Here is a 24603-nt window from a genome sequence, read left to right on the forward strand (position 1 = left end):
TTTTTTTTTTGGTGGGTGTTTGGTTTCGCCGGCCTCCGCGCGCGGGATTTAAAACCCCCCAACCCCATGGCCGGCCGTGTACCTTAAAAACTCCCCTCGGGGGCGGCGGGGGCGGGGCGCGCCCCCCCCACTCCGCCGGTCCACAGAGTTATCCACAGCTTGGCCGGTATCCACAGCGGTTATCCACAGCACGAAAACGACTCTGAGTCTGATAAGGGTATACAGTGACCGATTCTCCCGAGTCCACACCTAACGAGCCCGAGGTCCCCGCCGAGGCCATCGCCGCCGTGGTCGCGCACGACCGGATCGAACCGGTCGGGCTCGAGGTGGAGATGCAGCGCTCCTACCTCGACTACGCGATGAGCGTCATCGTCGGGCGTGCGCTGCCGGACGTGCGGGACGGGCTCAAGCCGGTCCACCGCAAGATCCTCTACGCGATGTTCGACTCCGGCTACCGTCCGGACCGCGGCTACGTGAAGTGCTCCCGGGTCGTCGGCGACGTGATGGGCCAGTTCCACCCGCACGGCGACTCGGCCATCTACGACGCGCTGGTCCGGATGGCGCAGCCCTGGTCGCTGCGCTACCCGCTGGTCGACGGCAACGGCAACTTCGGCTCGCCGGGTAATGATCCGGCTGCGGCTATGCGTTACTGCGTATCAGGAGATGTCCGCATTCGTACCGCTGATGGCAGCGTGCGGATCGCGGACGTGGTGGCCGACGCCGCGCCGTCCAGCGAGACCGACATCGACCTGAAGGTCCGCGACCGCAACGGCGACCTGGTCCGCGCCTCGAAGTTCTTCCACTCCGGCGAGCACCCGACGCTGCGGCTGCGCACCCGCGAGGGGTACGAGCTGACCGGTACCCACAACCACCCGGTGCTCTGCCTGGTGGACGTGGCCGGCGTGCCGACCCTGCTGTGGAAGCTGCTCGCCGAGATCTCCCCCGGCGACCGCGTGGTCCTCCAGCGCAGCGTGCCGGACGAGATCGGCTACCCGATGCTGGAGCACGTCGAGGCGGCCGTCCTCGCAGGTGCGTTCGTCAGCGAGGGCTGGGTCTCGCCAGGCCGTGCCGGCTTCAACAACGTGGACCGAGAGTTCTTCGTCCGCGTCCTCGCGGCCTACGACCTTGCGGTGGGCGGGCCCCGCTACGTCAGCGAACGGGTCATCGCCTCCGGCAGCACCCTGCACGAACTCGACGTGCAGGACCTCACCGCGCTGCGCAAGAGCATCCTCGGTGACATGGTCGGCGCCCGCAGCGCCGCGAAGTTCGTTCCCGAGTTTGTCTGGCAGGGGCCGGCCGCGGTCAAGCGGGCCTTCCTCCAGGCGCTCTTCGAGGGCGACGGCTCGTCCTCGCTGCTGCCGCGCAAGACCATCCAAATCTCGTACTCGACACGTAGTGAGCGGCTGGCGGCCGAGGTCCAGCAGTTGCTGCTGGAGTTCGGTGTGATCAGCCGGCAGACCCGCTACGACGACGGCGAGACCAAGGTCGTGGTGACCAACCGCCGCGACGCCCGGATCTTCGCCGCGCACGTCGGCTTCCTCGGTCGTAAGCAGGCCAAGCTGGAGGCGGAGCTGGCCCAGGTGCCGGCGAGCAGCACCGCGCTCTCCAGCGACCACGTGCCGCTCGTCGCCGACTTCATCCGTGCGCACGGGGCGACGCGCTGGACCGAGCAGGACTGGCTGCGTCGGCACAACGTGGACCGGGTCGAGCGGTGGGAGCGGGACCGCGACGAGATCGCGGCCCGGATCACCGAGCCCGGGATCCTGGACGTGGTGGAGCCGCTGGTCGACGGACGGTTCTACTACGCCGAGGTGGCACAGATCACGGACGCCGGCGTGCAGTCGGTCTACAGCGTCCGGGTCGACACCGAGGACCACTCGTTCGTCTCGGACGGGTTCGTCAGCCACAACACCGAGTGCAAGCTCGATCCGCTCGCCATGGAGATGCTGCGGGACATCGACGAGGACACCGTCGACCTCCAGGACAACTACGACGGTCGGGCCAAGGAGCCCACGATCCTGCCGTCGCGGATCCCGAACCTGTTGGTGAACGGCTCCGAGGGCATCGCGGTCGGCATGGCCACCAAGATTCCGCCGCACAACCTGCGGGAGATCGGCGCGGCGGTGCAGTGGTGCCTGGAGCACCCGGAGGAGGACGAGGAGACCACCCTCGAGGCCCTGCTCGGCATCGTCAAGGGCCCGGACTTCCCGACCCACGGCCTGATCGTCGGCACCACCGCTATTCAGGACGCGTACCGCACCGGTCGCGGGTCGATCCGGATGCGTGCCGTGGTGGAGGTCGAGGAGGACAAGCGGGGTCGCCCCTGCCTGGTCGTCAGCGAGCTGCCCTACCAGGTCAACCCGGACAACCTCGCGGAGCGGATCGCCGAGCTGATCAAGGAGGGCAAGCTCGCCGGGATCGCGGACATCCGCGACGAGTCCTCCGGGCGTACCGGCATGCGGATCGTGCTGGTGCTCAAGCGCGACGCGGTCGCGAAGGTCGTGCTGAACAACCTCTACAAGCACACCCAGCTCCAGGAGACCTTCGGCGCCAACATGCTGGCCCTGGTCGACGGGGTGCCGCGCACGCTCAACCTGGCGCAGTTCATCCGCTACTACGTCGAGCACCAGATCGACGTGATCCGCCGGCGGACCGCGTTCCGGTTGCGCAAGGCCGAGGAGCGGGCGCACATCCTGCGCGGTCTGGGCAAGGCGCTGGACGCGCTGGACGAGGTGATCGCGCTGATCCGGCGGTCGCCGACCGTGGACGACGCCCGGCAGGGCCTGATCCGGCTGCTCGACATCGACGAGATCCAGGCGACCGCGATCCTGGACATGCAGCTGCGTCGCCTGGCCGCCCTGGAGCGGCAGCGGATCGTGGACGATCTGGCCAAGCTCGAGATCGAGATCGCCGACCTCAAGGACATCCTGGCCAAGCCGGAACGGCAGCGGAAGATCGTCTCCGAGGAGCTTGGTGAGATCGTCGCCAAGTGGGGTGACGACCGGCGGACGCAGATCATTCCGTTCGACGGTGAGGTCTCGATGGAGGACCTCATCGCCCGCGAGGACGTGGTCGTCACGATCACCCGGACCGGGTACGCCAAGCGGACCAAGGTCGACCTCTACCGCTCGCAGCGACGCGGGGGTAAGGGCGTCAGTGGCGCTACGCTGCGGCAGGACGACATCGTCAGCCACTTCTTCGTCTGCTCGACCCACGACTGGATCCTGTTCCTGACGAACAAGGGCCGGGTGTACCGGGCCAAGGCGTACGAGTTGCCGGAGGCCAGTAGGGTAGCCAAGGGCCAACACGTGGCCAACCTGCTCGCCTTCCTACCCGACGAGCAGATAGCGCAGATCATTGAGATCCCGAACTACCAGGTAGCCCCCTATCTGGTACTGGCCACGAAGAACGGCCTGGTGAAGAAGACGCGGCTCGAGGAGTTCGACTCCAACCGTTCCGGCGGCATCATCGCGATCAACCTGCGCGATGAGGACGAGCTGGTCGGTGCTGCGCTGGTTGCGCCGGAGAACGACCTGCTGCTGGTCTCGAAGAAGGCACAGGCGATCCGGTTCAACGCCTCGGACGAGGCGTTGCGGCCGATGGGTCGGGCCACCTCGGGTGTGATCGGCATGCGCTTCACGGACGACGACGTCCTGCTCGCCATGGAGGTCGTGCGGGAGGGGCTGGACGTTCTGGTGGCCACGAACGGGGGATACGCGAAGCGGACCCCGATCGAGGAATACCCGGTGCAGGGCCGGGGAGGTAAGGGCGTGTTGACTGCGAAGATCACCGAACGGCGCGGTGGTCTGGTTGGCGCGGTGGTGATCGATCCGGACGACGAGCTGTTCGCGATCACCAGCAACGGTGGTGTCATTCGGACTCCGGTGAAGCCTGTACGCCGTACGCGTGACCGGAACACAATGGGGGTCAAGCTGATGGACCTCCCGGACGGCGTGACTATCGTGGCGATTGCTCGCAATGCCGACGAGCCTGACGAACAGGACTAGTTGAATGACGGAGACACAGGCGAAGTCGGGGAACACGGGGACCTCGGCCAACCCGGTCGACGAGGAGGCCGCCAAGGGCGGCACACCAGCGACTGGCCGCGCGGCCGTAGGCCGGGCAACGGTCCCCGCCGACGCGCCTGCCCCGAAGTTCACGAGGGCCCCGGGCATGACACCCCCGCCGGAGCCGGGCAGTGAAGACGCTGGTTCGGGTGACAAGACGGAGGCGTCCGGTGACGAGGCGCCGACGTCCGCCGTCGCCACACCTCCGGGTTCGGCGGCGCCTTCGGCCCGTCCGGCGACCACCCAGCCGATCAACGTCCGGCCGGGTCAGGCGGCGTCGAGCGGGACCACCGGCACTCAGCCGCGGATCATGCCCGGCATGACGCAGCCGCCGTCGGATGCGACGCGTACCTCCGCTGCCGGCCGCCCGGCCAGCGGGGGTGGCCTGCCGCCGGGGATCGGCAACGCGTCCGCCGTCGGGGCTGCCCGGGTCGGTGACGCGGTGCGTGCGGCGCGTACGTCGGTCAGCTCGGCGGCGTCCCGTGGGCCGCGTCGGGCGCGGCTGAACCTGAAGCGGATCGACCCGTGGTCGGTGATGAAGTTCGCGTTCGCCGTCTCGGTGGTGCTCTTCATCGTCGTGGTGGTCGCCACTTCGGTGCTCTACCTGGCGTTGGATGCGATGGGCGTGTTCAAGAGCGTCAACGACAGCCTGGGCGACCTGGTGAACGCCGGTGGTGGGCAGAGCACCAGCAGCTTCCAGATCACCGCCAAGGGCGTGATCCTCAGCTCGGCGCTGATCGGTCTGGTCAACGTGGTGCTGTTCACCGCGCTGGCCACGCTGGGGGCGTTCGTCTACAACGTCTGCGCCGACCTGGTCGGCGGGATCGAGCTGACGCTCGCCGAGCGGGACTGAGTGACCGGGACGCCGGGGCACCGCGGAAAGCGGTCGCTCCGGCGTCCCGTACTCAGGTAGTTTTTGCAGGCGTCGACGGCCCGGCTCGTCGGTCCGGACCCCGATTTGGGGCGGGCCTAGCGGATGGGTTAATCTTGCTCGTCGCAACGCGGGGCTATAGCTCAGTCGGTTAGAGCGCAGAGCTGATAACTCTGAGGTCGATGGTTCGATTCCATCTAGCCCCACCGCACGGTCGTCCGACGTTAGTCGAGCACGAGGGGTCGCCCCAATGTTCAAGAAGCTGCTGATTCTGGCTGGCGTCGTCGGCGTGGCCGCCGTCGTGATCAACAAGATCAAGGCATCGAACGACGAGCGTGCACTCTGGCACGAGGCAACCACCGCGCCCGACCTGCGCTGAGGTCCGGCCCGACGCCGAGTGATCGGCGTCACGGCCGTCTACGGGGCCCTAGCTCAACTGGCAGAGCACTGCCTTTGCAAGGCAGGGGTTAGGGGTTCGAGTCCCCTGGGCTCCACCAGCATCGCCTCTGACCAGGCGACTCCTCCTCGCAAGATCAATGGGCGCAAGACGGGCGCAGGTCAGTAATGATCCTGCGACCCGATGGTCGCCTTGTTGGCACGTCTCGCCTCCGAGCCCAGGCCCGAGCCAATGATGCCGCTGAGCCGGTCTCGCTTCGGCAGCCATTACACGAGCCTCTCAAACGTGATGCGCACCGTTCTGTGTCGAAGCAGACGCTGGGCCTGCGGCCCGGCGCACACGGCGGGGCCCGAGGAAGCCAGTGAAGCGGCCGGAGGTGGGCCGCCAGCGTTGACGAGCACCTGGAACTGCCGCCGCTTCGGGACAAGCCTCAGGGAATGTCAGGAGCGCTGGCCACGCCAGGAGCACACCCGCCGGATCGGCGCCCCGCTACGAGCACGGGGTTGATTGCCTTGTACGGGCATGATTTCAGTGTGACGAGACGTCTGAGTCTTCTCCTGATCGCTGTCGGTGCGGCGGGGTTACTCGGCGTACTGCTGGCCCAGGTTCCCGCATCGTGGTGGCGTGTTCTGGCCTCTGGGTGGTCGGTGCTACTGCCGGCCACAGTGAGTCTGGCGCTGTTGCTCTTGGGCGCACGGCTGTGGTGGCGGACCAACCAGGAAAGTCACCAGGCTTCGGCGGCACCGACGCCACCGGACCGGCAGATGCAGCCATTGCACTCGTGGATGATCCTGGTCGGAGCGGTTGTCGTGGCAGTCGTCACCGGGGCGGCGGTGCTCTGGTTGCAGAACACTCTGCCCGCGGCTGGTGACCAGGTGCAGCGGGCAAGGTTGCGGGTGGACAGCATCCGGACCGGTCTGACCATCGGAGCCGCCGTCACCGGTGCTTTTGCACTGCTGCTGGCGGTTCGCCGGCAGCAGCTGGCAGAGCGTACCCAGCAGGCCACCGAGTACGACGCTGGCGAGAAGAGGGTCACCGAGCTGTATGTCAAAGCTGCCGACCAGCTCGGCGCCGACAAGGCCCCGGTGCGCCTCGCCGGCTTGTACGCCCTGGAACGCCTAGCTCAGGACAACCCGGTCCACCGGCAGAGCATCGTCGAGGTCATCTGTGCCTATCTGCGCATGCCCTACACCCCACCTGACGATCATTCCGCGCCCGGCACCGACCACCCGTCCCCAGCAGGGGAAACGTCAACCGGACCTGGTTCGCAGGTGCAGACAGCCGACACCGACGATGCCGGCGAACCAGCCACCGGTGCCCGCGAGGAACATCAGGTTCGCCTCGCTGCCCAACGCATCCTCGCCCGACACCTCCGACCCGGTACCGAGAACGAAGCCGCCAACCCCAGCTACTGGGGGCCAAGGATCGTCCTGGACCTCACCGAGGCAACCCTCATAGACGCCGACTTCACGGAGTGTCATCTCCACAATGCCACCTTCGGCAGGGTGACGTTCATCGGCCGAGCCGAGTTCAACAGGGCGACGTTCAGCGGGAGCGCCGTGTTTGGTGGTGCGACGTTCCGTGGCAGCGCTGTGTTCGGCGGTGCGACGTTCCGCGGCGGCGCTGTGTTCGGCGGTGCGACGTTCCGCGGCGGCGCCGTGTTTATCGGTGCGACGTTCCGCAGCGTCGCCCTGTTTGGCCGTGCGACGTTCGGCGGCGGCGCGACGTTCAGCGGTGCGACGTTCAGCGCCGGCGTCACGTTCGACGGGGCGACATTTTGCGGCGGCGCCGGGTTCGAGAAGGCGACGTTCAACGGCGGCGTCACGTTCAACGGGGCGACGTTCAACGGCGACGCCCTGTTGGTGAAAGCGACGTTCAACGGCGACGCCCTGTTGGTGAGGGTGACGTTCAACGGCGACGCCTGGTTCGAGAATGCCACGTTCAACGGCGACGCCGGGTTCGGCTTGGCGTCGTTCAACGGCGACGCCTTCTTCGATGGCGCGTCGTTCAGCGGCGACCCCTTCTTCGATGGGGCGACGCTCCGCCGGAGCGAATACGGAGGTCCACAAATTGTGGGCGGCCTTGCCGTTGGTGAGCGATCGGACGACGAAGCGCCTCCGGCGGGGGCCGCAGGTTCCGGAATGGCTGGGGACTGAGTGGCGGTTGAGCGACGAGGGGGCAGATCCGGAGGCCGGGCCGTGGGTGACGGTGCGGCTTGGCTCGATTCGGCCGGACCCGAGGCCGCCGTCGAGCTTTGGCCACGACGAGCCCGATCTCGACGCGCGACTGCGGGCCGCGCCGGAGCGGGTGCGGCGGGCGGCGTTGGCGCTTGCGGTGCGGGCGGTGACGACGCGGTTCAGGTTCGGCGACGACGAGTTGGTGAGGCAGGCGGTGGAGGCCGTCGAGCGGGGCCTGACCCTGGCTGAGGAGACCCGGTCGAGGATCGGCCACCTCAGGGCGCAGGGCACCGACCTGCGAACCTGCTCCAGTGCCGTCCACGCCCTGTACGCGGCGACGGGCAAGGGAGTAGCGGCCGTCGAAGCGTTGAACGCCGTGCGGTACGCGGTCGCCGACGACTGGCCGGTGTTGCGCCGGGAGTTGTATCGCCTGGTGCGGGAGGGCTGAAATCCTCGCCAGCGTAAGCGAGCCGAGATGTCGAATCCGCGATGAGTCGTTCGTAGAACAGGCGAGGGTGGCCGGAGAAGCCCCCCGGGACAAGGGAGTCATCGATGACGGAGTACCTGATCTCGTTCAATGACGGCGCGATGGACCACATCCCCGGCGGGGAGATGCCCGACGTGGGTAAGGCCGTGCAGGCGGTGGTCCAGGAGGCCGTGAACGCCGGCGTGTGGGTGTACGGCGGCGGGCTCGAAAGGCAGCAGGCGAGCGTCGTGGCCATGAACGGAACGGTCACCGACGGCCCTTTCCCGGAGACCAGGGAGGTCATTGGCGGGTTCTCGGTCGTCGACGTCGCCACGCGAGATGAGGCGCTGACGTGGGCTGCCAAGCTCGCCGACGCCTGCCGCTGCCCGCAGGAGGTCCGGGAGCTGATGTCCGACTCCGAGACAGACGCGCTGCTCCGCGAGGCGGACAGTCGGGGGTGAGATCAGTACGCCGGTGACCATGCGGCCGTGCGCATGCGGTTCAGCTGTCGGTGGGCGCGGTGTCCGGTCGGGCCTGGGGCACGTGTTCCATCAGCCTGGTGAGCGCGCCGTTGGCGAAGGTCGCGCCGAGCGCCGACCCGGCCCCGATGGTCCAGCCGACCGGCCCGAGCGGGGTGCAGCCGAAGAACTGGCTCACCCCGGGCGTCTGCACGACCACGACGAGCACGCCCAGTGACGCCGCTGTGGACGCCAGCACGGTCGGGCTGGTGCCGCCGGCCAGGATGGTCTGGCCGAGTTGGGTGCCGACCAGGGAGACCAGGGCGACGGTGCCGGCGCGTTGGCGGCGTCCGGTGTAGCGGGCCAACGTCCAGCCCGCGGTCGCGCCCAGCGTGGTCGCCGCCGCCCGTAGCCCGATCTCCCTGGTGAGACTCTCGCCGAGCGCCGCGTCGGGGCCCTCCCGCAGGAGCGTGTCGGTGCGATCCGACGCGGGTGGCCGGACCGCGATGGCAAGTGCCGGTGCCAGGTCGGTGAGCAGGTTGACCAGCAGCAGTTGTCGGCCGGTGAGCGCGGAGCGGCCGGTCGCGGCGGCGGTCAGCACACTGAAGGCGATCTCGCCGAGGTTGCCGCCGACCAGGATGCTGAGCGCGTGCCGCACCGAGGACCACATCGCCCGGCCCTCGACCAGGGTGGCGATGATGGTCTCCAACCGGTCGTCGGTGACCACCAGGTCGGCTGCGGCCCGTGCCGCCGGGGTGCCCCGTTGGCCGAGGGCGATGCCCACGTCGGCCAGCCGGATCGCCGGGGCGTCGTTGGCGCCGTCACCGGTCATCGCGACGGTTCGCCCGCACTTCTGCAACGCCTGGATGATCCGTACCTTGTGCGCGGGGGTGCAGCGGGCCACCACGTCGGTGTTGGCCAACCGCTCGGCGAGCGCGTCGTCGTCGAGTTTGTCGAGTTCACCGGCGGTGACCACCCGTTGTTCGTCGTGCTCGCTGATGGTGGCCGCGATGGCCTCGGCGGTGGCCGGGTGATCACCGGTGATCATGATGGTGTGCACGCCGGCCTGTCGGATCCGTCGTACCGCCGGGGCGGCGCTCTCCCGGACCCCGTCCGCGAGGGCCAGGAAACCGACGAAGGTCAGCCCTCGGACGTCGGCATCGGTCACCTTCGGGTCGTCGACCTGGCACTCTGCGACGGCCAGGATCCGGTTGCCCGCGCCGGCCCGGTCGGCGAGCAGCCGCTCCAGCTCCGCACGGCCGGCGTCGTCGAGTGGCTCCTGGCTGCCGTCGGTGCGCCGGGCCGAACAGCGCGGCAGCACCGTCTCCGGGGCACCCTTGACACTCAGCACCAGGTGACCGTCGGTCTCTCCGATGCTCGCGTGATAGCCGCGGGACGGCTCGAACGGCAGCCCACCCGCAGCCCGCCACCCGGCGGCACCGGTCTGCTCCACCACCCCGGCCAGGCCGGCACCCCGCCGGACCGCCCGGTCGGTCTGCAACGCCAACTCCTCCGGGTTGGCGGCGGCGGGGGTGGCGCGCAGGGCAGTGGCAAGCGTCAACCGGAGTCGGTCGTCCAGCCGGTCCACCGGGGCGTACCGGTCGCCCACGCCGTCGCCGACCCCGGCGAGCAGCAGTTGGCCCTCGGTGAGGGTGCCGGTCTTGTCGAAGCAGAGCACGTCCACCCGACCCAGCGCCTCGATGGTGCGCGGGTTGCGCACCAACGCGCCGTGCTCGGCGAGCCGCCGGGCGGCGGCCAACTGCGCCGCGCTGACCAGGAACGGCAGCCCCTCCGGCACCGACGCCACGGCGAGGTTCGCGGCGGTCGCCGCCGTTTCGGCAAGGGGTACGCCCCGAAGCAGGCCCGCGCCGGCCACCGCCACCGCCGAACCGGCGGCCAACGGGATGGCGGCGCTTGTCAACGAGCTGAGCCGGGCTTCCACCCCGCTTGTCGGTGGTGCCTGTCGCACAAGCGCCAAACTGCGGCCGGCTTCGGTGTCCGATCCGGTCGCCACCACCACGGCGGTGCCGTGCCCGGCGGCCACGGTGGTGCCCTCGTAGAGCATGGAGTGTCGGTCGGCGATGGCGGCGGCGACCACCGGTCGGTGGGACTTGGCGACCGGCAGCGATTCGCCGGTCAGTGACGATTCGTCCGCCTCCAGGCCCACCGCCTCCAGTACGCGGCAGTCGGCGGGTACCGAGTCGCCCGGCTCCAGGGCGAGAACGTCACCGAGGACCAGGTCCTCGGCGGCGAGAACCCGCTCGGCGCCGTCCCGGCGGACCCGTGCGGTCACCGCCGAGCGGGACAGCAGCTCCGCCAGCGAGCGTTCCGTGTTGCGTTCGTGCACCGCGCCGATCAGGGCGGACCCACCGACCACGCTGCCCACGAGTGCGGCGTCGACGAGCGAGCCGAACGACGCGGAGAGCACCGCCCCGGCGGCCAGCACCGGGGTCAGCGGGTTGGACAACTCGTCCACGAAGGCGCGCAGCAGACCGCCACGTCCCGGTGCGGCCTGGCTGTCGCGACCCGAGCCGTCCTGCCGGCGTTGCGCCTCCGCGCTGGCCAACCCCTCCGGGGTGGTGCGCAGGTGATCCAGCACGGTGCTGACCGGCATGAGGTGCCAGGCGGTCGTCACGGGTGCCGGGGTGTCCGACGTGTCGTGTAACCGGCCGGCCTGCCAGACCCCGTTCGCGAAGGCCATCCCGGCCGCGCCGTTGACCGCGACGAGCGCCTTGTGCGGCAGTTGGGTCGGCGGAGCGGTGAACGCCCCCAACGCCCCGAGGCCGGTGCCGGCCATGGCCAGCCGGATGTTCTGCTGAGCCGTCCGCCGGGCCACCCCGGTCGCCTCGACCACCAGCGCCACCACCCGCAGGTCGACACCCACCAGCAGGTGTGCGCCCCACGGCGGCAGCGCCTCCGGTGCGGCGAGCCCCAGACCGCAGTCGGACGCGCCGAGCGCCCTGCGGTCCGCCGAGACCAGCATCACCACCGCGCCGTCGCGCTGCAACGCGCGTACCGACTCGGTCAACTGGTCTCCGCCGGGCAGCATCGCATCGGCGAAGCCGTACCGCTGCTCGTCGCCGCCGGCCACCACCAGCCGCAGGCCAGCGTGCCGGGCGGCGGCCGGGAGGCCGTCGACGCCGGGCGCGGGTTCCGGCTCGACCCGCAGCAGGGCGGCGAGTCGGTCGCCGTGGGCGAGGCCGAGTAGCTGTCCGCCGGCGGATCGCAGCCGGTCGCCGTCCGGGATGGCGTTCGGGTCGCTGTTGGGCAGCCGGTCCAGCGGTCCGAGCCGCCAGCCGTCCGCCGTGCGTGAAGCGGCCGGGTCGTCCGGGTCGAACAGCGCGAAGGCCCGCTCCGCCACCTGGTCGACGTCGGCGCCGGGGGCCGGTGCCAGATCAGCGAGTACGCCCCGGTCCGAGCCGAGCACGGCGGCGTCCAGCACGAGCGTGTCTATCCGGTCCAGCTCCCGCAGCACGCTGCGGTCCATGGCGATCACTCCGCGCCGGGCCAGCATCCGGCCGAGTTGGGCGGCGTATCCCTCACGTCCACTGCCGGGAGCCTTCGGCAGGGTGGACAGGCCCAGCGCGGCGGCCCGTTTCGGCCCGGCGAACGGCATTGCCGCCACACCCGTGGCCGCTCCCGCGGCGAGCATGCGGTTGACGTACCGCTCGACCGGGCCGTCCGGCTTGGGCCGGGGACGCTCGACGACCGGCCAGCGGGCGGTGGCTCGTTCCGGGTCGCCGGTCAGTCGTGGCTCGGCCCGTTCCCAGGCTGCGAGCTGGGCCCGCGCCTCGCCCCACTGCACCAGCCGTTGGGCGCCGTCCAGGGCGATTCCGGTCCACCGGCCGGTCAGGCCCTGCGCCACCGCTTCGGCCAGGGGAAAGAGGAGGTCGGCGCGGGGGTCGGAGCGCAGCCGTCTGCCGATGAACTCGTGCAGCTTCGGCTGGAGGTCAACCGCGGAGAGTAGGCCGGCCACCTCGCCGGGCAGCGGCGCGAACGGCAGGATCCGGGTTGCCGCCGAGATGGTCAGGCCCAGCGCGTCCGAGGCGAGTGCGCCGAGGGTACGGGGGGTTCGCGGCCCCTCCTCCGGTGGGTGCGGCGGCGGAATCTCCGGGTCGGGTTCGTGGTCGCAGGTCTGTTCGATTCGGCTGATCGTGGCGATCAGGTCGCGCAGTGCCGGCTCGGGGGCCTGCACGGCAACCACCACCCGCCCGGAGGGGGCGTTGACCCGTGCCCACGCCACACCGGGCAGACGTTCCAGCGCGCCCTCCACCTGACGTGCCAGTTTGTTTCCGCCGTCCTGGCAGACGCCGTGCACCTCGATGTGGTGTCGGCCCGGTCGGGACCAGACCCGACGCCGCGTCAGCCCGGCCGTGCGGGCGAGCCGGGTCGCGGCCGAGCCGACGGTCCGGGACGCCTCGCCGACCAGGTGCGGCATGCCGAAGGACGGCAGGATGCGGCTGGCTGCGCGACCCGCCGCCGTCATCGAGGCGTACGGCTGGACGGACGCTGGCCCGACTCCCTGTTGCTGCTGGTCCTGACCTTGCCCATGTCGTCCTCCCACCGCGCTCACGTCCGGCGGCCTGGCTTCCCGACCTGCCGTCCGTTATGCCCCTCCGATGGTGGAACTTTTCGCCGCCGCCGGCGCATGGACGGGGTGGGCCGTGGAATCCGACGACCATCACCGGACATGGGGAGGCCGGCATGAGCACGCTGACGCGACATCTCAACGGTTCGCACGAGAACGTTCGGATGTACACCCGGCGGGTGGCGTTACCGATGGTGGGCGAGGTGGCGGTGCCGCCACCGGACAAGGTCGCCTACTACGCGGGGCTGGGTGTGCTTGCCGCACTCCAGGTCATCGAGTGGCCGATCGCTCTGGTGGTCACCGCCGGTCACCTGCTGGCGGACCAACACCTGTCGGGACTGGTGCGCGGGGCCGGGCAGGCGCTCCAGGACGCCTGACGAGAGCCGGGTCACCGGCGATTGACCTGAATCCGGGTTGAAGTCGCATGCTCGGGTCATGCCGAGCACAATCGCCACCACCACACCGACCGCACCGGGGCTGTTCGCGCCCCGGTTGCGGGCGATGACGGTGGGCAGCGTCGCGTTGATCTCGTTGTTGGCGTTCGAGGCGTTGGCGGTCGGTACGGCGATGCCGACCGTGGCCCACCACCTGGACGGGCTCGCGCTGTACGGGATCGCGTTCGGTGGTCCGTTCGCCACCGGCGTGCTGGCCATGGTGGTGTCCGGCATCTGGTGTGACGCCCGGGGACCTCGGGGGCCGATGTGGCACGGGGTCGCCTGGTTCGTGGTGGGGTTGCTGATCGCCGGGACCGCCCCCGTGATGAGTGTGCTTGTCGTCGGGCGGGTGGTGCAGGGGTTCGGCTCCGGGCTGCTGTCGGTGGCGCTCTACGTGATCGTCGGGCAGGCGTACCCGCAGGAACTGCACAGGCGGATCTTCGCCGCGTTCGCGGCGGCGTGGGTCGTACCGTCGCTCGTGGGTCCCGCGGTGGCCGGTCTGATCGTGGAGCACCTGGGGTGGCGCTGGGTTTTCCTCGCGGTGCCGGCAGTGGCGGTGCCGGCGGTGTTGCTGATCCACCCCGGTCTGCGGTCGCTGGGGCGGAGCGTGACGGCCCGACCGCCAGCCGGCGCGATGGCCCGGATCGGTTGGGCGTGCGGGGCGGCGGTGAGCGCCGCTCTGCTGCACATCGGGGGTCAGCAGCGCGGTGCCACCGCCCTCTCGCTCATCGTGCTCGCCGTGGTCGGCCTGTTGGTCTGTGCCCCGCGCCTGCTGCCGGCCGGGTTTCTGCGGGCGGCCCGGGGGCTACCCACGGTGGTGGGGTTGCGCGGGCTGGCGTCGGCGGCCTTCGTCGGCGCCGAGGTGGTCATCCCGTTGCTGCTCTCCCGGGAGCGGGGTCTCTCGCCGACCGCCGCCGGGCTGGTCCTCACGGTCGGCGCGCTGGCCTGGTCGGCAGGCTCCTGGTTGCAGGGTCGGATTCCGGTGCCGGCGTCCCGGGCCACCCTGCCGCGTGTCGGGCTGAGCTGCATCACGGTCGGCACCGCCACGGTGGCGCTGGCCGTCCGGCCCGAGCTTCCGGTGGCCGTCGCGGTGGTCGGTTGGGCGGCGGCCGGCCTCGGCATGGGGCTGCTCTACCCGTCGCTGTCGGTGCTCACGCTGGAGTTGTCCGCACCCGGCGAGCAGGGCCGTAACAGCTCCTCGCTGCAACTGGGCGACTCCCTCTTCGCGGCGACAGTGCTCGCGCTGACCGGTGCCGTGCTGGCCGCGGGGAGCGCGCCGGGCCCGGCCAGTTACACGGCGACGCTGGCGGTGACGTCGGGCCTGGCGCTGCTCGGCGCGCTGTTGGCCGGCCGCGTCGTGGTGGGCGGGAGTCCGCGACCGGGCGGATGATCCGAGGATTCGACCGCGTACGGCCCGGTGGTGCCGGGAGGATGGCGGGCGATGAACTTCCTGACCGTCCTGCCGCTCGCCGTGGTGATGGTCGCCGGGACCCAGTTGGTCGTGGCGGTCTTCCTCGCCTCGTCGGACCGGCCCCGGGCGGCGTCGCTGGGCTTCCTCGCCGGGGCTGGCCTGGTGGTCACGGCCGGAGTGACGGTGAGCTGGCTGTTGACCCGTTGGGTGGGCGGGTTGGCCGCCGACGCGAGTGCCGTTGCCGGCAGGGTCGATCGCGGTCCGGCCATCGATCTGGTGGTTCTCGCCCTGCTGGTCGGCCTGGCCGTGCTGGTGTGGGTACGGCGGGACCGGTCCGGGCCGCCGAGGTGGCTGGGCAGCATCGAGCACGCCGACCCGCGTGCGGCACTGCGACTGGGTGCGTTGCTCTTCGTGCTGACACCGACCGACGACCTGACCATGGCCGCCGTCGGGGCGAGCGTGGCCCGGCACAACCTGCCGTGGTGGCATCTGGTGCCGTTCGTGCTGCTCACCGTGCTTCTGCTCGCCCTGCCGCTGCTGGCGTTGCTGCTGCTCGGGGACCGGGCGGCGCGGACTCTGACCCGGATGCGGGAGTGGGCCGAGCGGCACGCCTGGATCGTGAACGAGATCGTGATCGCGTTCTTCGCGCTGCTGACCGTGTTGGACCTGATCCGTTCGGGGTGAGCCGGGGCAGACACGTACGGGGGAACCGGGCGGAGATGAGAGCAACGGCGGTTCACGTTCGCCTTACGGTGACGGCATGTTCGTTGTCGTCACCACGGTGATCCTCTACGTCTTCGGTTTCGTCTTCCTCTACGGCGTGATCCGGCTGGGTGTCCGGCACGCCATGGAGGACCTGGAGCTGCAACGAGCCAGGGCCCGGCGCGAGGAGGAGTTGGCGGCGGCCCGCGACCGCTCCTTCATGCGCGACAACGCCTTCCTCGCCGGCAGTTGAGCACCGGATCGGTCCGGCCCCGGCCGGCGGTGTCGCGGGACGACCCGGGAGCCGCCGGGCGGTTCGGCGTGCCGGATGCGAGGATCGCACCCGTGATGGGAACGCTGAAGACCGAACCCGCCCGCACCCGCCTCGACTTGCTCGCCGCGCCGGTGGCGGAGGCCATCGCCCAGTGGCCCGCCGACGCGCCGGTGGACGTCAACGACGTGCTGGTCGCGCCGATCGACGCGGAGCTCGCCGACACCGCGGCGTTCTGCGCGGCGTACGAGGTGGGGCTGGACGTGTCGGCCAACTGTGTCGTGGTGGCGGGCAAGCGTGAGGGTGTGGTCCGCTACGCGGCCTGCATCGTCCTGGCCACCACCAGGGCGGACGTGAACGGGGTGGCTCGCCGGACGCTCGACGTCCGCAAGGCGAGCTTCGCCCCGATGACCGACGCGGTCGAGTTGACCGGGATGGAGTACGGCGGCATCACCCCGATCGGGCTGCCGGCACAGTGGCCGATCCTGGTGGACGCCCGGGTCATCGCCACCCCGCACGTCATCATCGGCTCCGGCGTACGGCACAGCAAGATCGCGCTGCCGGGGCCGGCGTTGGGCGCGCTGCCCGGTGCGCAGGTGGTGGAAGGGCTGGCCAGGCCAGCCTGAACAGTGGCAGGCGTCGATGTTGTTGCACGTGAAACATCGTGATCATCGATGCCGGGTGCCCCGGTGGCTCAGTGGGCCGCGGCCTCGCGTTGCTCGACCTCGCTGAGTGCGGCGAGCAGTGTCTGCACCTCCTGTGCGCCGGAGACGGCGTACTTTCCGGCCAGGACGAAGGTCGGCACGCTGCTGATGCCCAGGCCCTGCGCGGCAGCCAGTTGGGCGGCGACGTCGGCGACCCGCAGGTCGGAGTCGAGGAACCGGCGTGCGTCGGCCGCGTCCAGGCCGATCTCGCCGGCCAGGGTGGCCAGCGCCTCCCGCGACCCGACGTCGACCCCGTGGTTGAAGTGCGCCTGGTAGAGCGCCTCCACCATCTCGGCCGCCCTGCCCTGGTCGGTGGCCCAGGAAACCAGTCGGTGCGCGTCGAAGGTGTTGGCGATCACCGCGCGGTCGTAATCCAGTCGAAGACCGTCACCCGCCGCGACCTGGGTCACGTGGGCGATCATCTGTCGGGCGCGTTCCGGGCCGCCGAACTTGCCGGCCAGCGCCTCCACCAGCGGGAGGGGCTCGGGCACCGGCGACGGGTCGAGCTGGAACGGCCGGTAGCGGACGGTCACCTCGCCGGGATAGCTGGCGAGGGCCTCATCCAGGCGGCGCTTGCCGATGTAGCACCACGGGCAGATGACGTCCGCGTAGATCTCGATCTCCATGATCGGTGCCAACCTCGCGGTCAGGCGAGTTGTTCCCGCACCTGACGCTTGAGTCGACCCAGGATCGCCGTGCCGCCGCGGATCCGCAGCGGGCTGATCGCCTGCGCCAGCCCCATCCGCTGGTAGAGGTCGTCCGGCACGGCCAGCACCTCCTCCGGGCTCGCCAGGGCCAACCCTTCCGCGAGGATCCCGGCGAACGCCCGGGTGGTCGGCGCCTCCGGCGGGCAGTCGAAGATCGTCGCCACCGTGCCCTCCGGGGTCACCTTGGCCCGCAGGAAGAACGACGTCTGACACTCGGGCACCTGCTCCATGCCCTCGCGTTCGACGGCGCCCTCCGGCAGCACCGGGATGACGTCCGCGTACTCCAGGAGCATCTCCAGCACCAGGTCGCGCGGCGCGGCAGCGAACTCGTCGACGATCTCGGCCAGTCGGGCCGGCATGTCAGCCATGCGTCGAGGCTACCGCCGTCGAGCGGAGCCCCCGCGAGCAAGCCGACCGGCCGGTCCGTTCGTCACACCGTCGGCGACTGCTCGCTGATCTCGCTGAGGGCGCTTGTGGGGTCGAGCTGCATGGCCAGGTCGCCGAGCGAGACGATCCCGACCAGCTTGCGGTCGCTGTCACAGACCAGCACGCGGCGGATGCCCCGATCCCGCATGAGCGTCGCCGCCTCACCCGCCGTGCAGTGCTGCTCGATCATGACCACCTCGCGGGTGACGATCGAGCCGATGGTGGTGGCCGCCGGGGAGCTGTTCTCCGCAACGGCCCGCACCACGATGTCCCGGTCGGTGAGCATGCCGGCGAGGCTGGCGCCGTCGGTGACCACCACGTCGCCGATGTCCGCCTCCTTCATCACCCTGGCCGCCTCGTCCAGGGTGGTCTCGGCCGGCAGGTAGACCACCTGCTTGGTCATCACGTCACTGACCCGGTAACCGGTCATGAGAGCCTCCGAAGACGTTTCTACTCGATCCAACTGCACTACCCCGTGACGCGGCAGCTACACCAGGTTCCCACGTGCCTGGCGTACCTCGCGGACGAGCAGGTCCACCAGCCCGTCCAGCGGCACCTCGGTGCGCCCGTCGCCGGCCCGCTCGCGCAGCTCGACGTACCCCTCGGTGAGCCGGCGGCCCACCACGACGGCCCGGGGGATGCCGATCAGCTCGGCGTCGGTGAACTTGACCCCGGCCGAGATGTGCGTCCGGTCGTCGACGAGCACCCGCAGGCCGGCGGCGTCGAGACGCCCGCCGAGCTCCAGCGCCGCGTCGAGCTGCGGGCCCTTGCCGGCGACCACCAGGTGTACGTCGCACGGCGCGATTGCCGCCGGCCAGACCAGCCCCCGGTCGTCGTGGTGCTGCTCGGCGACCGCCGCGACCGCCCGGGACACCCCGATGCCGTAGCAGCCCATGGTCGGCCGGACCGGCTTGCCGGCCGGCCCGAGCACGTCGACCGAGAACGCGTCGGTGTACCGGCGACCGAGTTGGAAGATGTGGCCGATCTCGATGCCCCGCCGGATCGTCAGCTCGCCGTCGGCGCAGTCGGGGCAGTTGTCACCGGCGCGCACCTCGGCCGCCTCGATCGTGCCGTCCGGTGTGAAGTCCCGCCCGCAGACCACGTCTGTCGCGTGCCGGCCCGGCTCGTTCGCCCCGGTCAGCCAGGCGGAGCCGGGCACCACCCGGGGATCGACAAGGTAGCGGATGCCCAGCTTGTCGAGCACCTGCGGACCGAGGTACCCGCGGACCAGCTCCGGATGCTCGGCCCACTCGTCGAAGACGGCCACCTGGGCCGGCGCCAGCGCGGCGGTGACCCGTTTCAGGTCGACCTCCCGATCCCCGGGAAGCCCGATCACCAGGGGCTCGGCCCGGTCGGCACCCGGTTGCCGGACGGACAGCACCACGTTCTTCAGGGTGTCGGCGGCGATCCAGCCGTCCCGACCGCCCAACCGGCGAACATTCGCCAACTCGACAAGGCTGGCGATCGTCGGGGTCTCCGGAGTGTCGTGCACCTCGACGGCCGGCTGCGCGCTCGGGTCACCGGCGGCCGGCGCCCGGGTGACCACCGCCTCGGTGTTGGCCGCGTAGGCGCAGCCGGTGCAGCCGACGAAGGTGTCCTCGCCGACAGGTGTCGCCGCCAGGAACTCCTCCGACGCGGAGCCGCCCATCGCCCCGGACATCGCGTGCACCACCGCGTAGTCCAGGCCCAACCGGTCGAAGATCCGCTGGTACGCGGCGCGATGCCGGGCGTACGCGTCCCGCAACCCCGCGTCGTCCAGGTCGAAGGAGTACGCGTCCTTCATCAGGAACTCCCGGCCGCGCAGCAGCCCGGCGCGGGGCCGCGCCTCGTCGCGGAACTTCGTCTGCACCTGGAACAGCGTCACCGGGAAGTCCCGGTACGAGGTGAACACGTCCTTGACCAGCAGCGCCGCCATCTCCTCGTGGGTGGGCGCCAACAGGTGCTCGGCGCCCCGCCGGTCGGTGAGGGTGAAGATGTCGTCGCCGTACTCGGTCCACCGGCCGCTGGTCCGGTAGGGATCGGCCGGCAGCAGCGCCGGGAAGTGCACCTCCTGGTCGCCGATCGCGAACAGCTCGCCACGCACCACGTCGGTGATCCGGTCCAGCACCAGCTTGCCCAGCGGCAGCCACGTGTAGCCGCCCGGCGCGGCGCGACGGATGTAACCGGCGCGCAGCAGGAGCCGGTGGCTCGGCACCTCCGCGTCGGCCGGGTCCTCGCGCAGGGTTCGCAGCAACAGGGTCGACATGCGCAGCAGCATGCGCGCAGCCTAGAGCCGCGCCGACCGGCCGAGCGAACCAATTCGTCAGGAGCGGCGCCGGGCCTCAGCGTGTGCCGGGAAGTCGGCCCTCGCAGCGGACGTCCGGATCGGCCACGAGCCGCCGGGGCATCATCCAGTCCAGCGCGGTCTCCTCGACCGGCCAACCCCGCACCGACACCAGGCTGTACGGCACCGCCGCCGGCTGGGGGCAGAGGACCTGCGACTCGACCCACCCGTTCGGCACGAACCGCACGGTGGCGGCCCGGTCCAGCATGATCGTCGACGTGTCGGTGACCGCGATCAGCGCGCCGAGCACCACCTCCCGGCCAGCGTCGGCCACCGGTGGCGGGACGGCCCCACTGGCCGGGGGCACCGTTTCGCCGCCAGCCGGTGTCGTCGCGGCCGGGGCCCGCGGGGTCGACACGCCGGACTCCCTCGGCAGCACCTCGACCGCGGCGGTGGGCAGCAGCGGCACCCGGAGGAAGACCGCTCCCATCACCACCGGAAGCACGGCGGCGACAGTGAACGCCAGACCATGGGTCAGCGCCGGGGCGATCCAGCCCGGGATCGGGCCGGTCAGCAGCAGGGTCGCGGCGGGTGGCACCGCCAGCAGCGCGGCAGTGGCCAACTCGCGATCCTGGTACGCCGTCCAGATCGCCGGGCCCAGCACGCTGTACGCCAGGACCGCCGCTGCCAGCGGCAGGGCCACGCTGACCAGGAGGACCCGGTTCGGCTGGTCCGGGTGCAGATAGCGCGTACGCAGCGCAAGCAGCCAGAGAGCGAGCATCAGCAACGACGGCAGGAAGCGGAGCTGCCAGGTGAGCGCCCCCAGCGCGACCGCTGCGGTGATCACCCAACCGGGGGTACGTGCCGTCCCGGAGGCCAGGAGGGAGCGTTCCAGGTCGAACCGGTCAGGGGCACTGAGCCGGAGCAGTCGACCGAGCACCCCGAAGGTGAGTACGACGACGGGGAACGCCCACACCAGGGCGATCAGCAGGGCGCTGAGCAGGCCGAGTGGGCTGACGTACTGGACCAGCAGCAGCATCGTGGACATGTCCTGTTGGCTGAGCTGCCACAGCCGCAGCACCAGGAGGAGGACGGGAAAGGCGGGAAGGAGGGTCAGCAGCCACTGCTGCGCCTGCCGCGCCCCCGCCATCCGGCGCGGGCGGCCGGTCTCGCCGAAGCTGGTGACGATCCGGGGTACGCCGGGGGCGGCAGCGCGGTCCTCTCCCACGGCCACTGTCGCACCTCCACCTTCCTCGCCTCGGGTTGTTGCTGCTCCGCGACCGGCTGCGGGAGGTTGTATCGCTGCTGCCAACGGAGGTTGGCGTTGTACGCGTTCTCCCAGGTCGAGTTTTCCTCGTCCGTGGCCGAGGCGTAGAGCGCGAGGTCGACCAGGTCGAGCAGGGCCTGGTTGGGGCCGACGTTGACACCCCACTTCTCCTGCGGTGACGAGCCGATGTCCCAGTGCTGCAACGGTTTGACGTTCTTGAGGGTCACCGGGAAGCGTTGACCGTCGTCGCCCGGCTGGTCGCCGGTCACGAAGCCGGCGAGGATCGCCGCGTCGGTGGTGACGGCCTGCACCCTGCCGTCGTACAACTCCTGGATGCATTCACTGATCCGGTTCCGGCCCACCGGCTTGGCCCCGGCCTCACCGAGGCGTTGGATGGACGTCGACGTGGTCAGCGAGCAGACCGTCAGGCCACGGAGATCCTCCAGGCTGCTCACCTGCTCCTTGAAGCTCTTCAACGTCACCACCGACTGCTCGGTGTGCAGGTACGCGGCGGAGAAGACGGCGCCCTCCTCGCGGCGCTTGTCGTTGATGCTGTATGAGGCGATGACCATGTCGACGATGACGAACCCGTCGTTGTCGCGGGCCTGCCGACGCGCCCGGTCCTCGCTCTCGATCGGCACGAAGCGCACCTGGGAGTGGTCGAAGCCGAGGTAGCCCGCGATCAGGTAGGCGATGTCGACGTCGAAGCCCTTCCACACGTTGTTGGAGAGGCGTTGCGAGATGCCCGGCTGGTCGTCCTTCACCCCGATGACGAGTTGCTGCTTGCCCTTGAGGCCGGCCTGCTCCAGCAACTCGTCGCGGGTCGGCGGGCCGGTCGCGAGGACGATCGGGACCAGGGCGGCGGCCAGCACGGCCAGCGCGACGACGAGCCCGACGAGTCGGAGCTGGCGGGCCCGTGCGGTGCGCGGCGAACTGGTCACCGCAGGGGCCGACCCCGACGGGCTCGGCTCACTTTCCTGGCTCAACTAGGCCCTCCCCGTTGCTCGGACCGGCGATCGGCCCCCCATTGTGGGGCCTGGGGGCGAGTCACGGCACTCCGCGACCAGCCGGATTGGCGACAGAGCCGACGGGTCGAACCGGTTCGTCGCCCCATGACCTCCGCCACGTCGCCCGATCGGGGCACTGCGCACCGCGCCCGCGGTGACAGACTTGTCGCCGCAGGCAACGAACGGTGTGAGGGGGCGCGGGTGCGTTGGCGCAGTTTTGTCGCTGTCGGGGACAGTTTCACCGAAGGCATGGATGACGCGTACCCGGACGGCACCTTCCGGGGCTGGGCGGACCTGGTGGCGACCCGGCTCGCCGCCGAGACGGGCCCCGACTTCCGGTACGCGAACCTGGCCATCCGGGGCCGGCTCTTTCCCAGCGTCGTTGCCGAGCAGGTGCCGTCGGCGGTGGCGATGAAGCCCGACCTGATCAGCTTCGCGGCCGGCGGCAACGACGTGCTGCGCCGCACCTTCGATCCGGACACGTTGGTGGCCCGCTTCGACGAGGTGGTCCGGCAACTGCGTTCGGGCGGCGCGGACGTGCTGCTCTTCCGGTTCGCCGACGTGATGGCCCGACTGCCCGGTCAGCGCCTCGTCGCCCCCCGGGTGCAGTTGCTCAACCAGGCCGTGGGCGAGACCGCCGAGCGGCACGGCGCCATCATGGTCGACCTGTACGCCGACGACACCTTCCTCAACCCGATGCTCTGGAGCACCGACCGGTTGCACCTCTCCCCGGCCGGGCACCGGCGGGTCGCGGGGCAGGTGCTGAACGCGCTCGGGGTCGGGTGCGACGAGGAGTGGCTGATGGTCCCGCCGCACCCGGCGCCGTCGCCGTGGTTGGCTGCCCGTGCCGCCGACGTGCGGTGGGCCGGTCGGCACCTCGCACCCTGGGTGAAGCGGCGGCTCACCGGACGGTCGTCCGGTGACACCGTGACGGCGAAACGTCCGCTGCTCGGGCCGCTCGTCGACTGATCGTGCGAACCCTGCACACCGCGCCGCTGCTGCGATTCACCGCCGATGGTGAGTCGCAGCCGGAGCACGCCGTGCTGGTGGGCGGCGACCGCGTCGAGGCCGTCGGTCCGCTGGCCGACCTGAGTGCGGCGTACGCGGGTGTCCGCGTCCGCCGCTGGCCCGGCACGCTGGGGCCGGGCCTGCTGCACGACGCTGCGCTGCCGGCGGCGCCCACCCCACGCGAGCGGGTGCACGCGCTGCTGCGCATCGGGGTGACGGCGGTGCTGGTGGACCACCTGGCCGACCCGGCGCTGCGGGCCGCCGTCGACCGGGGTGACCTGCTCGTGCTGCCCGCCGCGGTGCCGCCCACGCTGCGGGTGGGCGCGCGTGCCGACCTCGCGGTCCACGCGGCCGACGGGGCCTGCCTGGTGACCGTGGTGGCCGGTCGGATCGTGCACCGCCGCGCCTGAGTGCGCCGAGTCGCACCCCGATGGTCGTTCACCGGGCCGGGTTACGGCGTAGTTTGGGGATCATGTCTGTGCCGAACGATCCTGATCCCCGCCTTCAGTCGTACGCGGATCCGCAACGGTTGGTCACCACCGAGTGGCTGGCCGAGCACCTGGGCGACGAGGGCCTCGTGGTTGTCGAGTCCGACGAGGACGTGCTGCTCTACGAATCGGGTCACATCCCCGGTGCGGTGAAGGTCGACTGGCACCTGGAGCTGAACGACCAGGTGACCCGCGACTACCTGGATGCCGAGAGCTTCGCCGAGTTGTGCGCCGCGAAGGGCATCGGCCGGGGCGACACCGTCGTCTTCTACGGCGACAACTTCAACTGGTGGGCCGCGTACGCCCTCTGGGTGTTCTCGCTCTTCGGCCACGCGGACGTGCGGCTGCTCGACGGCGGCCGGCAGAAGTGGATCGCCGAGGGGCGCGAGGTGACCCGCGACAAGCCGGCGCGCCCCCGCGCCGACTACCCGGTGCCACTGCGGGACGACGCGCCGCTGCGGGCCTACCGTGAGCAGGTCATGGCGCACATCGCCGCCGGCCGGCCGCTCGTCGACGTCCGGTCCCCGGGTGAGTACACCGGCGAGACGCTGCACATGCCGGACTACCCCCAGGAGGGCGCGCTGCGGGGCGGGCACATCCCGGGGGCGGTCAGCAAGCCGTGGAAGTCCGCCGCCAACGATGACGGCACGTTCAAGTCCGCCGACGAGTTGAAGGCGATCTACGCCGACCAGCTCGGGCTGAGCCCCGACGACGACGTGATCGCGTACTGCCGCATCGGCGAGCGGTCCAGCCACACCTGGTTCGTGCTGCGGCACCTGCTGGGCTACCCGCAGGTGCGTAACTACGACGGCTCGTGGACCGAGTGGGGCAACCTGGTCCGGGCACCCGTCGTCAAGGGCGACCAGCCCGGCGGCTTGGCCGCCTGAGCGG

Annotated in this window: 21 protein-coding genes and 2 tRNA genes; 16 read left to right on the forward strand and 7 right to left on the reverse strand. The window is 70.7% G+C overall.

Annotated features, from left to right (window positions below):
* Window positions 1-224 precede the first annotated feature (224 nt).
* From gyrA to ACGFIW_RS32010, 8 genes are all read left to right on the forward strand, one after another.
* Window positions 225-4007 carry an intein-containing DNA gyrase subunit A gene (gene gyrA, locus ACGFIW_RS31975; protein WP_393323807.1) on the forward strand — a complete coding sequence of 1261 codons (3783 nt, stop codon included), beginning with the start codon at window positions 225-227 and terminating at the stop codon, window positions 4005-4007.
* A gap of 4 nt (window positions 4008-4011) precedes the next feature.
* Entirely contained in the window at window positions 4012-4920 is a 909-nt protein-coding gene (locus ACGFIW_RS31980; RefSeq protein WP_393323810.1) for a DUF3566 domain-containing protein, read from the forward strand.
* 150 nt (window positions 4921-5070) lie between these two features.
* Window positions 5071-5144, forward strand: a tRNA-Ile gene (locus ACGFIW_RS31985).
* A gap of 44 nt (window positions 5145-5188) precedes the next feature.
* Window positions 5189-5317 (forward strand): DLW-39 family protein, encoded by a 129-nt coding sequence (locus ACGFIW_RS31990; RefSeq protein WP_393323813.1) that lies wholly within the window; start codon window positions 5189-5191, stop codon window positions 5315-5317.
* Window positions 5318-5359: 42 nt separating this feature from the next.
* A tRNA-Ala gene (locus tag ACGFIW_RS31995) sits at window positions 5360-5435 on the forward strand.
* Between the two features lie 433 nt (window positions 5436-5868).
* Entirely contained in the window at window positions 5869-7491 is a 1623-nt protein-coding gene (locus ACGFIW_RS32000; protein WP_393323816.1) for a pentapeptide repeat-containing protein, read from the forward strand.
* 7 nt (window positions 7492-7498) lie between these two features.
* Window positions 7499-7960: a hypothetical protein gene (locus ACGFIW_RS32005; protein ID WP_393323819.1), complete on the forward strand. Its 462-nt coding sequence runs from the start codon at window positions 7499-7501 to the stop codon at window positions 7958-7960.
* A 104-nt stretch (window positions 7961-8064) separates the two neighbouring features.
* Complete coding sequence (locus tag ACGFIW_RS32010) at window positions 8065-8439, forward strand: YciI family protein (RefSeq protein ID WP_393323822.1); 375 nt, start codon at window positions 8065-8067, stop codon at window positions 8437-8439.
* Between the two features lie 40 nt (window positions 8440-8479).
* Here ACGFIW_RS32010 and ACGFIW_RS32015 read toward each other — a convergent pair whose 3' ends face one another.
* Window positions 8480-12922 (reverse strand): HAD-IC family P-type ATPase, encoded by a 4443-nt coding sequence (locus ACGFIW_RS32015; protein ID WP_393323825.1) that lies wholly within the window; start codon window positions 12920-12922, stop codon window positions 8480-8482.
* A 218-nt stretch (window positions 12923-13140) separates the two neighbouring features.
* On the opposite strand from ACGFIW_RS32015, the gene ACGFIW_RS32020 reads away from it, so the two are divergent.
* From ACGFIW_RS32020 to ACGFIW_RS32040, 5 genes are all read left to right on the forward strand, one after another.
* A complete protein-coding gene (locus ACGFIW_RS32020; protein WP_393323828.1) occupies window positions 13141-13401 on the forward strand; it encodes a hypothetical protein in 261 nt (86 codons plus the stop codon).
* Window positions 13402-13459: 58 nt separating this feature from the next.
* Window positions 13460-14848 carry an MFS transporter gene (locus ACGFIW_RS32025; protein ID WP_393323830.1) on the forward strand — a complete coding sequence of 463 codons (1389 nt, stop codon included), beginning with the start codon at window positions 13460-13462 and terminating at the stop codon, window positions 14846-14848.
* A 51-nt stretch (window positions 14849-14899) separates the two neighbouring features.
* A complete protein-coding gene (locus tag ACGFIW_RS32030) occupies window positions 14900-15553 on the forward strand; it encodes a GAP family protein (protein WP_393323833.1) in 654 nt (217 codons plus the stop codon).
* A 76-nt stretch (window positions 15554-15629) separates the two neighbouring features.
* Window positions 15630-15824, forward strand: coding sequence for a hypothetical protein (locus ACGFIW_RS32035; protein WP_282263502.1), 195 nt, complete (start codon window positions 15630-15632; stop codon window positions 15822-15824).
* Window positions 15825-15919: 95 nt separating this feature from the next.
* Window positions 15920-16468: a YbaK/EbsC family protein gene (locus ACGFIW_RS32040; protein WP_393323836.1), complete on the forward strand. Its 549-nt coding sequence runs from the start codon at window positions 15920-15922 to the stop codon at window positions 16466-16468.
* Window positions 16469-16536: 68 nt separating this feature from the next.
* Here the strand turns inward: ACGFIW_RS32040 and ACGFIW_RS32045 are convergent, their stop codons facing one another.
* From ACGFIW_RS32045 to ACGFIW_RS32070, 6 genes are all read right to left on the reverse strand, one after another.
* Entirely contained in the window at window positions 16537-17172 is a 636-nt protein-coding gene (locus tag ACGFIW_RS32045; RefSeq protein WP_393323839.1) for a DsbA family protein, read from the reverse strand.
* Between the two features lie 20 nt (window positions 17173-17192).
* Entirely contained in the window at window positions 17193-17621 is a 429-nt protein-coding gene (locus ACGFIW_RS32050; protein ID WP_393323842.1) for a SufE family protein, read from the reverse strand.
* A gap of 62 nt (window positions 17622-17683) precedes the next feature.
* Window positions 17684-18109, reverse strand: coding sequence for a CBS domain-containing protein (locus ACGFIW_RS32055; RefSeq protein ID WP_357410435.1), 426 nt, complete (start codon window positions 18107-18109; stop codon window positions 17684-17686).
* A gap of 57 nt (window positions 18110-18166) precedes the next feature.
* Window positions 18167-19936, reverse strand: coding sequence for a proline--tRNA ligase (locus ACGFIW_RS32060; RefSeq protein WP_393323846.1), 1770 nt, complete (start codon window positions 19934-19936; stop codon window positions 18167-18169).
* Window positions 19937-20000: 64 nt separating this feature from the next.
* Complete coding sequence (locus tag ACGFIW_RS32065) at window positions 20001-21170, reverse strand: hypothetical protein (protein ID WP_393324053.1); 1170 nt, start codon at window positions 21168-21170, stop codon at window positions 20001-20003.
* Window positions 21056-22150, reverse strand: a complete 1095-nt coding sequence (locus ACGFIW_RS32070) for a transporter substrate-binding domain-containing protein (RefSeq protein ID WP_393323849.1) — start codon at window positions 22148-22150, stop codon at window positions 21056-21058. The genes ACGFIW_RS32065 and ACGFIW_RS32070 overlap by 115 nt, the downstream gene beginning before the upstream one ends.
* 267 nt (window positions 22151-22417) lie before the next feature.
* Here ACGFIW_RS32070 and ACGFIW_RS32075 point away from each other — a divergent pair, with 267 nt between their 5' ends.
* The 3 genes from ACGFIW_RS32075 (at window position 22418) to ACGFIW_RS32085 (ending at window position 24599) form a co-directional block, all read left to right on the forward strand.
* Entirely contained in the window at window positions 22418-23185 is a 768-nt protein-coding gene (locus tag ACGFIW_RS32075; RefSeq protein ID WP_393323852.1) for an SGNH/GDSL hydrolase family protein, read from the forward strand.
* A gap of 2 nt (window positions 23186-23187) precedes the next feature.
* A complete protein-coding gene (locus ACGFIW_RS32080; RefSeq protein ID WP_393323855.1) occupies window positions 23188-23634 on the forward strand; it encodes a hypothetical protein in 447 nt (148 codons plus the stop codon).
* A gap of 62 nt (window positions 23635-23696) precedes the next feature.
* On the forward strand, window positions 23697-24599 hold the full coding sequence (locus ACGFIW_RS32085; RefSeq protein ID WP_393323857.1) for a sulfurtransferase: 903 nt from the start codon (window positions 23697-23699) through the stop codon (window positions 24597-24599).
* Window positions 24600-24603 lie beyond the last annotated feature (4 nt).

Origin of the sequence: Micromonospora sp. NPDC048935 (assembly GCF_043197875.1) — a bacterium.
Lineage (GTDB): Bacteria > Actinomycetota > Actinomycetes > Mycobacteriales > Micromonosporaceae > Micromonospora.

Coding starts and splice junctions, on each gene's coding strand:
- ACGFIW_RS32045 (WP_393323839.1), bottom strand. CDS start 17,172: ATGGAGATCGAGATCTACGCGGACGTCATCTGCCCGTGGTGCTACATC.
- ACGFIW_RS32055 (WP_357410435.1), bottom strand. CDS start 18,109: ATGACCGGTTACCGGGTCAGTGACGTGATGACCAAGCAGGTGGTCTAC.
- ACGFIW_RS31980 (WP_393323810.1), top strand. CDS start 4,012: ATGACGGAGACACAGGCGAAGTCGGGGAACACGGGGACCTCGGCCAAC.
- ACGFIW_RS32060 (WP_393323846.1), bottom strand. CDS start 19,936: ATGCTGCTGCGCATGTCGACCCTGTTGCTGCGAACCCTGCGCGAGGAC.
- ACGFIW_RS32035 (WP_282263502.1), top strand. CDS start 15,630: ATGTTCGTTGTCGTCACCACGGTGATCCTCTACGTCTTCGGTTTCGTC.
- ACGFIW_RS32085 (WP_393323857.1), top strand. CDS start 23,697: ATGTCTGTGCCGAACGATCCTGATCCCCGCCTTCAGTCGTACGCGGAT.
- ACGFIW_RS32050 (WP_393323842.1), bottom strand. CDS start 17,621: ATGGCTGACATGCCGGCCCGACTGGCCGAGATCGTCGACGAGTTCGCT.
- ACGFIW_RS32025 (WP_393323830.1), top strand. CDS start 13,460: ATGCCGAGCACAATCGCCACCACCACACCGACCGCACCGGGGCTGTTC.
- ACGFIW_RS32030 (WP_393323833.1), top strand. CDS start 14,900: ATGAACTTCCTGACCGTCCTGCCGCTCGCCGTGGTGATGGTCGCCGGG.
- ACGFIW_RS32010 (WP_393323822.1), top strand. CDS start 8,065: ATGACGGAGTACCTGATCTCGTTCAATGACGGCGCGATGGACCACATC.
- ACGFIW_RS32040 (WP_393323836.1), top strand. CDS start 15,920: ATGGGAACGCTGAAGACCGAACCCGCCCGCACCCGCCTCGACTTGCTC.
- ACGFIW_RS32015 (WP_393323825.1), bottom strand. CDS start 12,922: ATGACGGCGGCGGGTCGCGCAGCCAGCCGCATCCTGCCGTCCTTCGGC.
- ACGFIW_RS32020 (WP_393323828.1), top strand. CDS start 13,141: ATGAGCACGCTGACGCGACATCTCAACGGTTCGCACGAGAACGTTCGG.
- ACGFIW_RS31990 (WP_393323813.1), top strand. CDS start 5,189: ATGTTCAAGAAGCTGCTGATTCTGGCTGGCGTCGTCGGCGTGGCCGCC.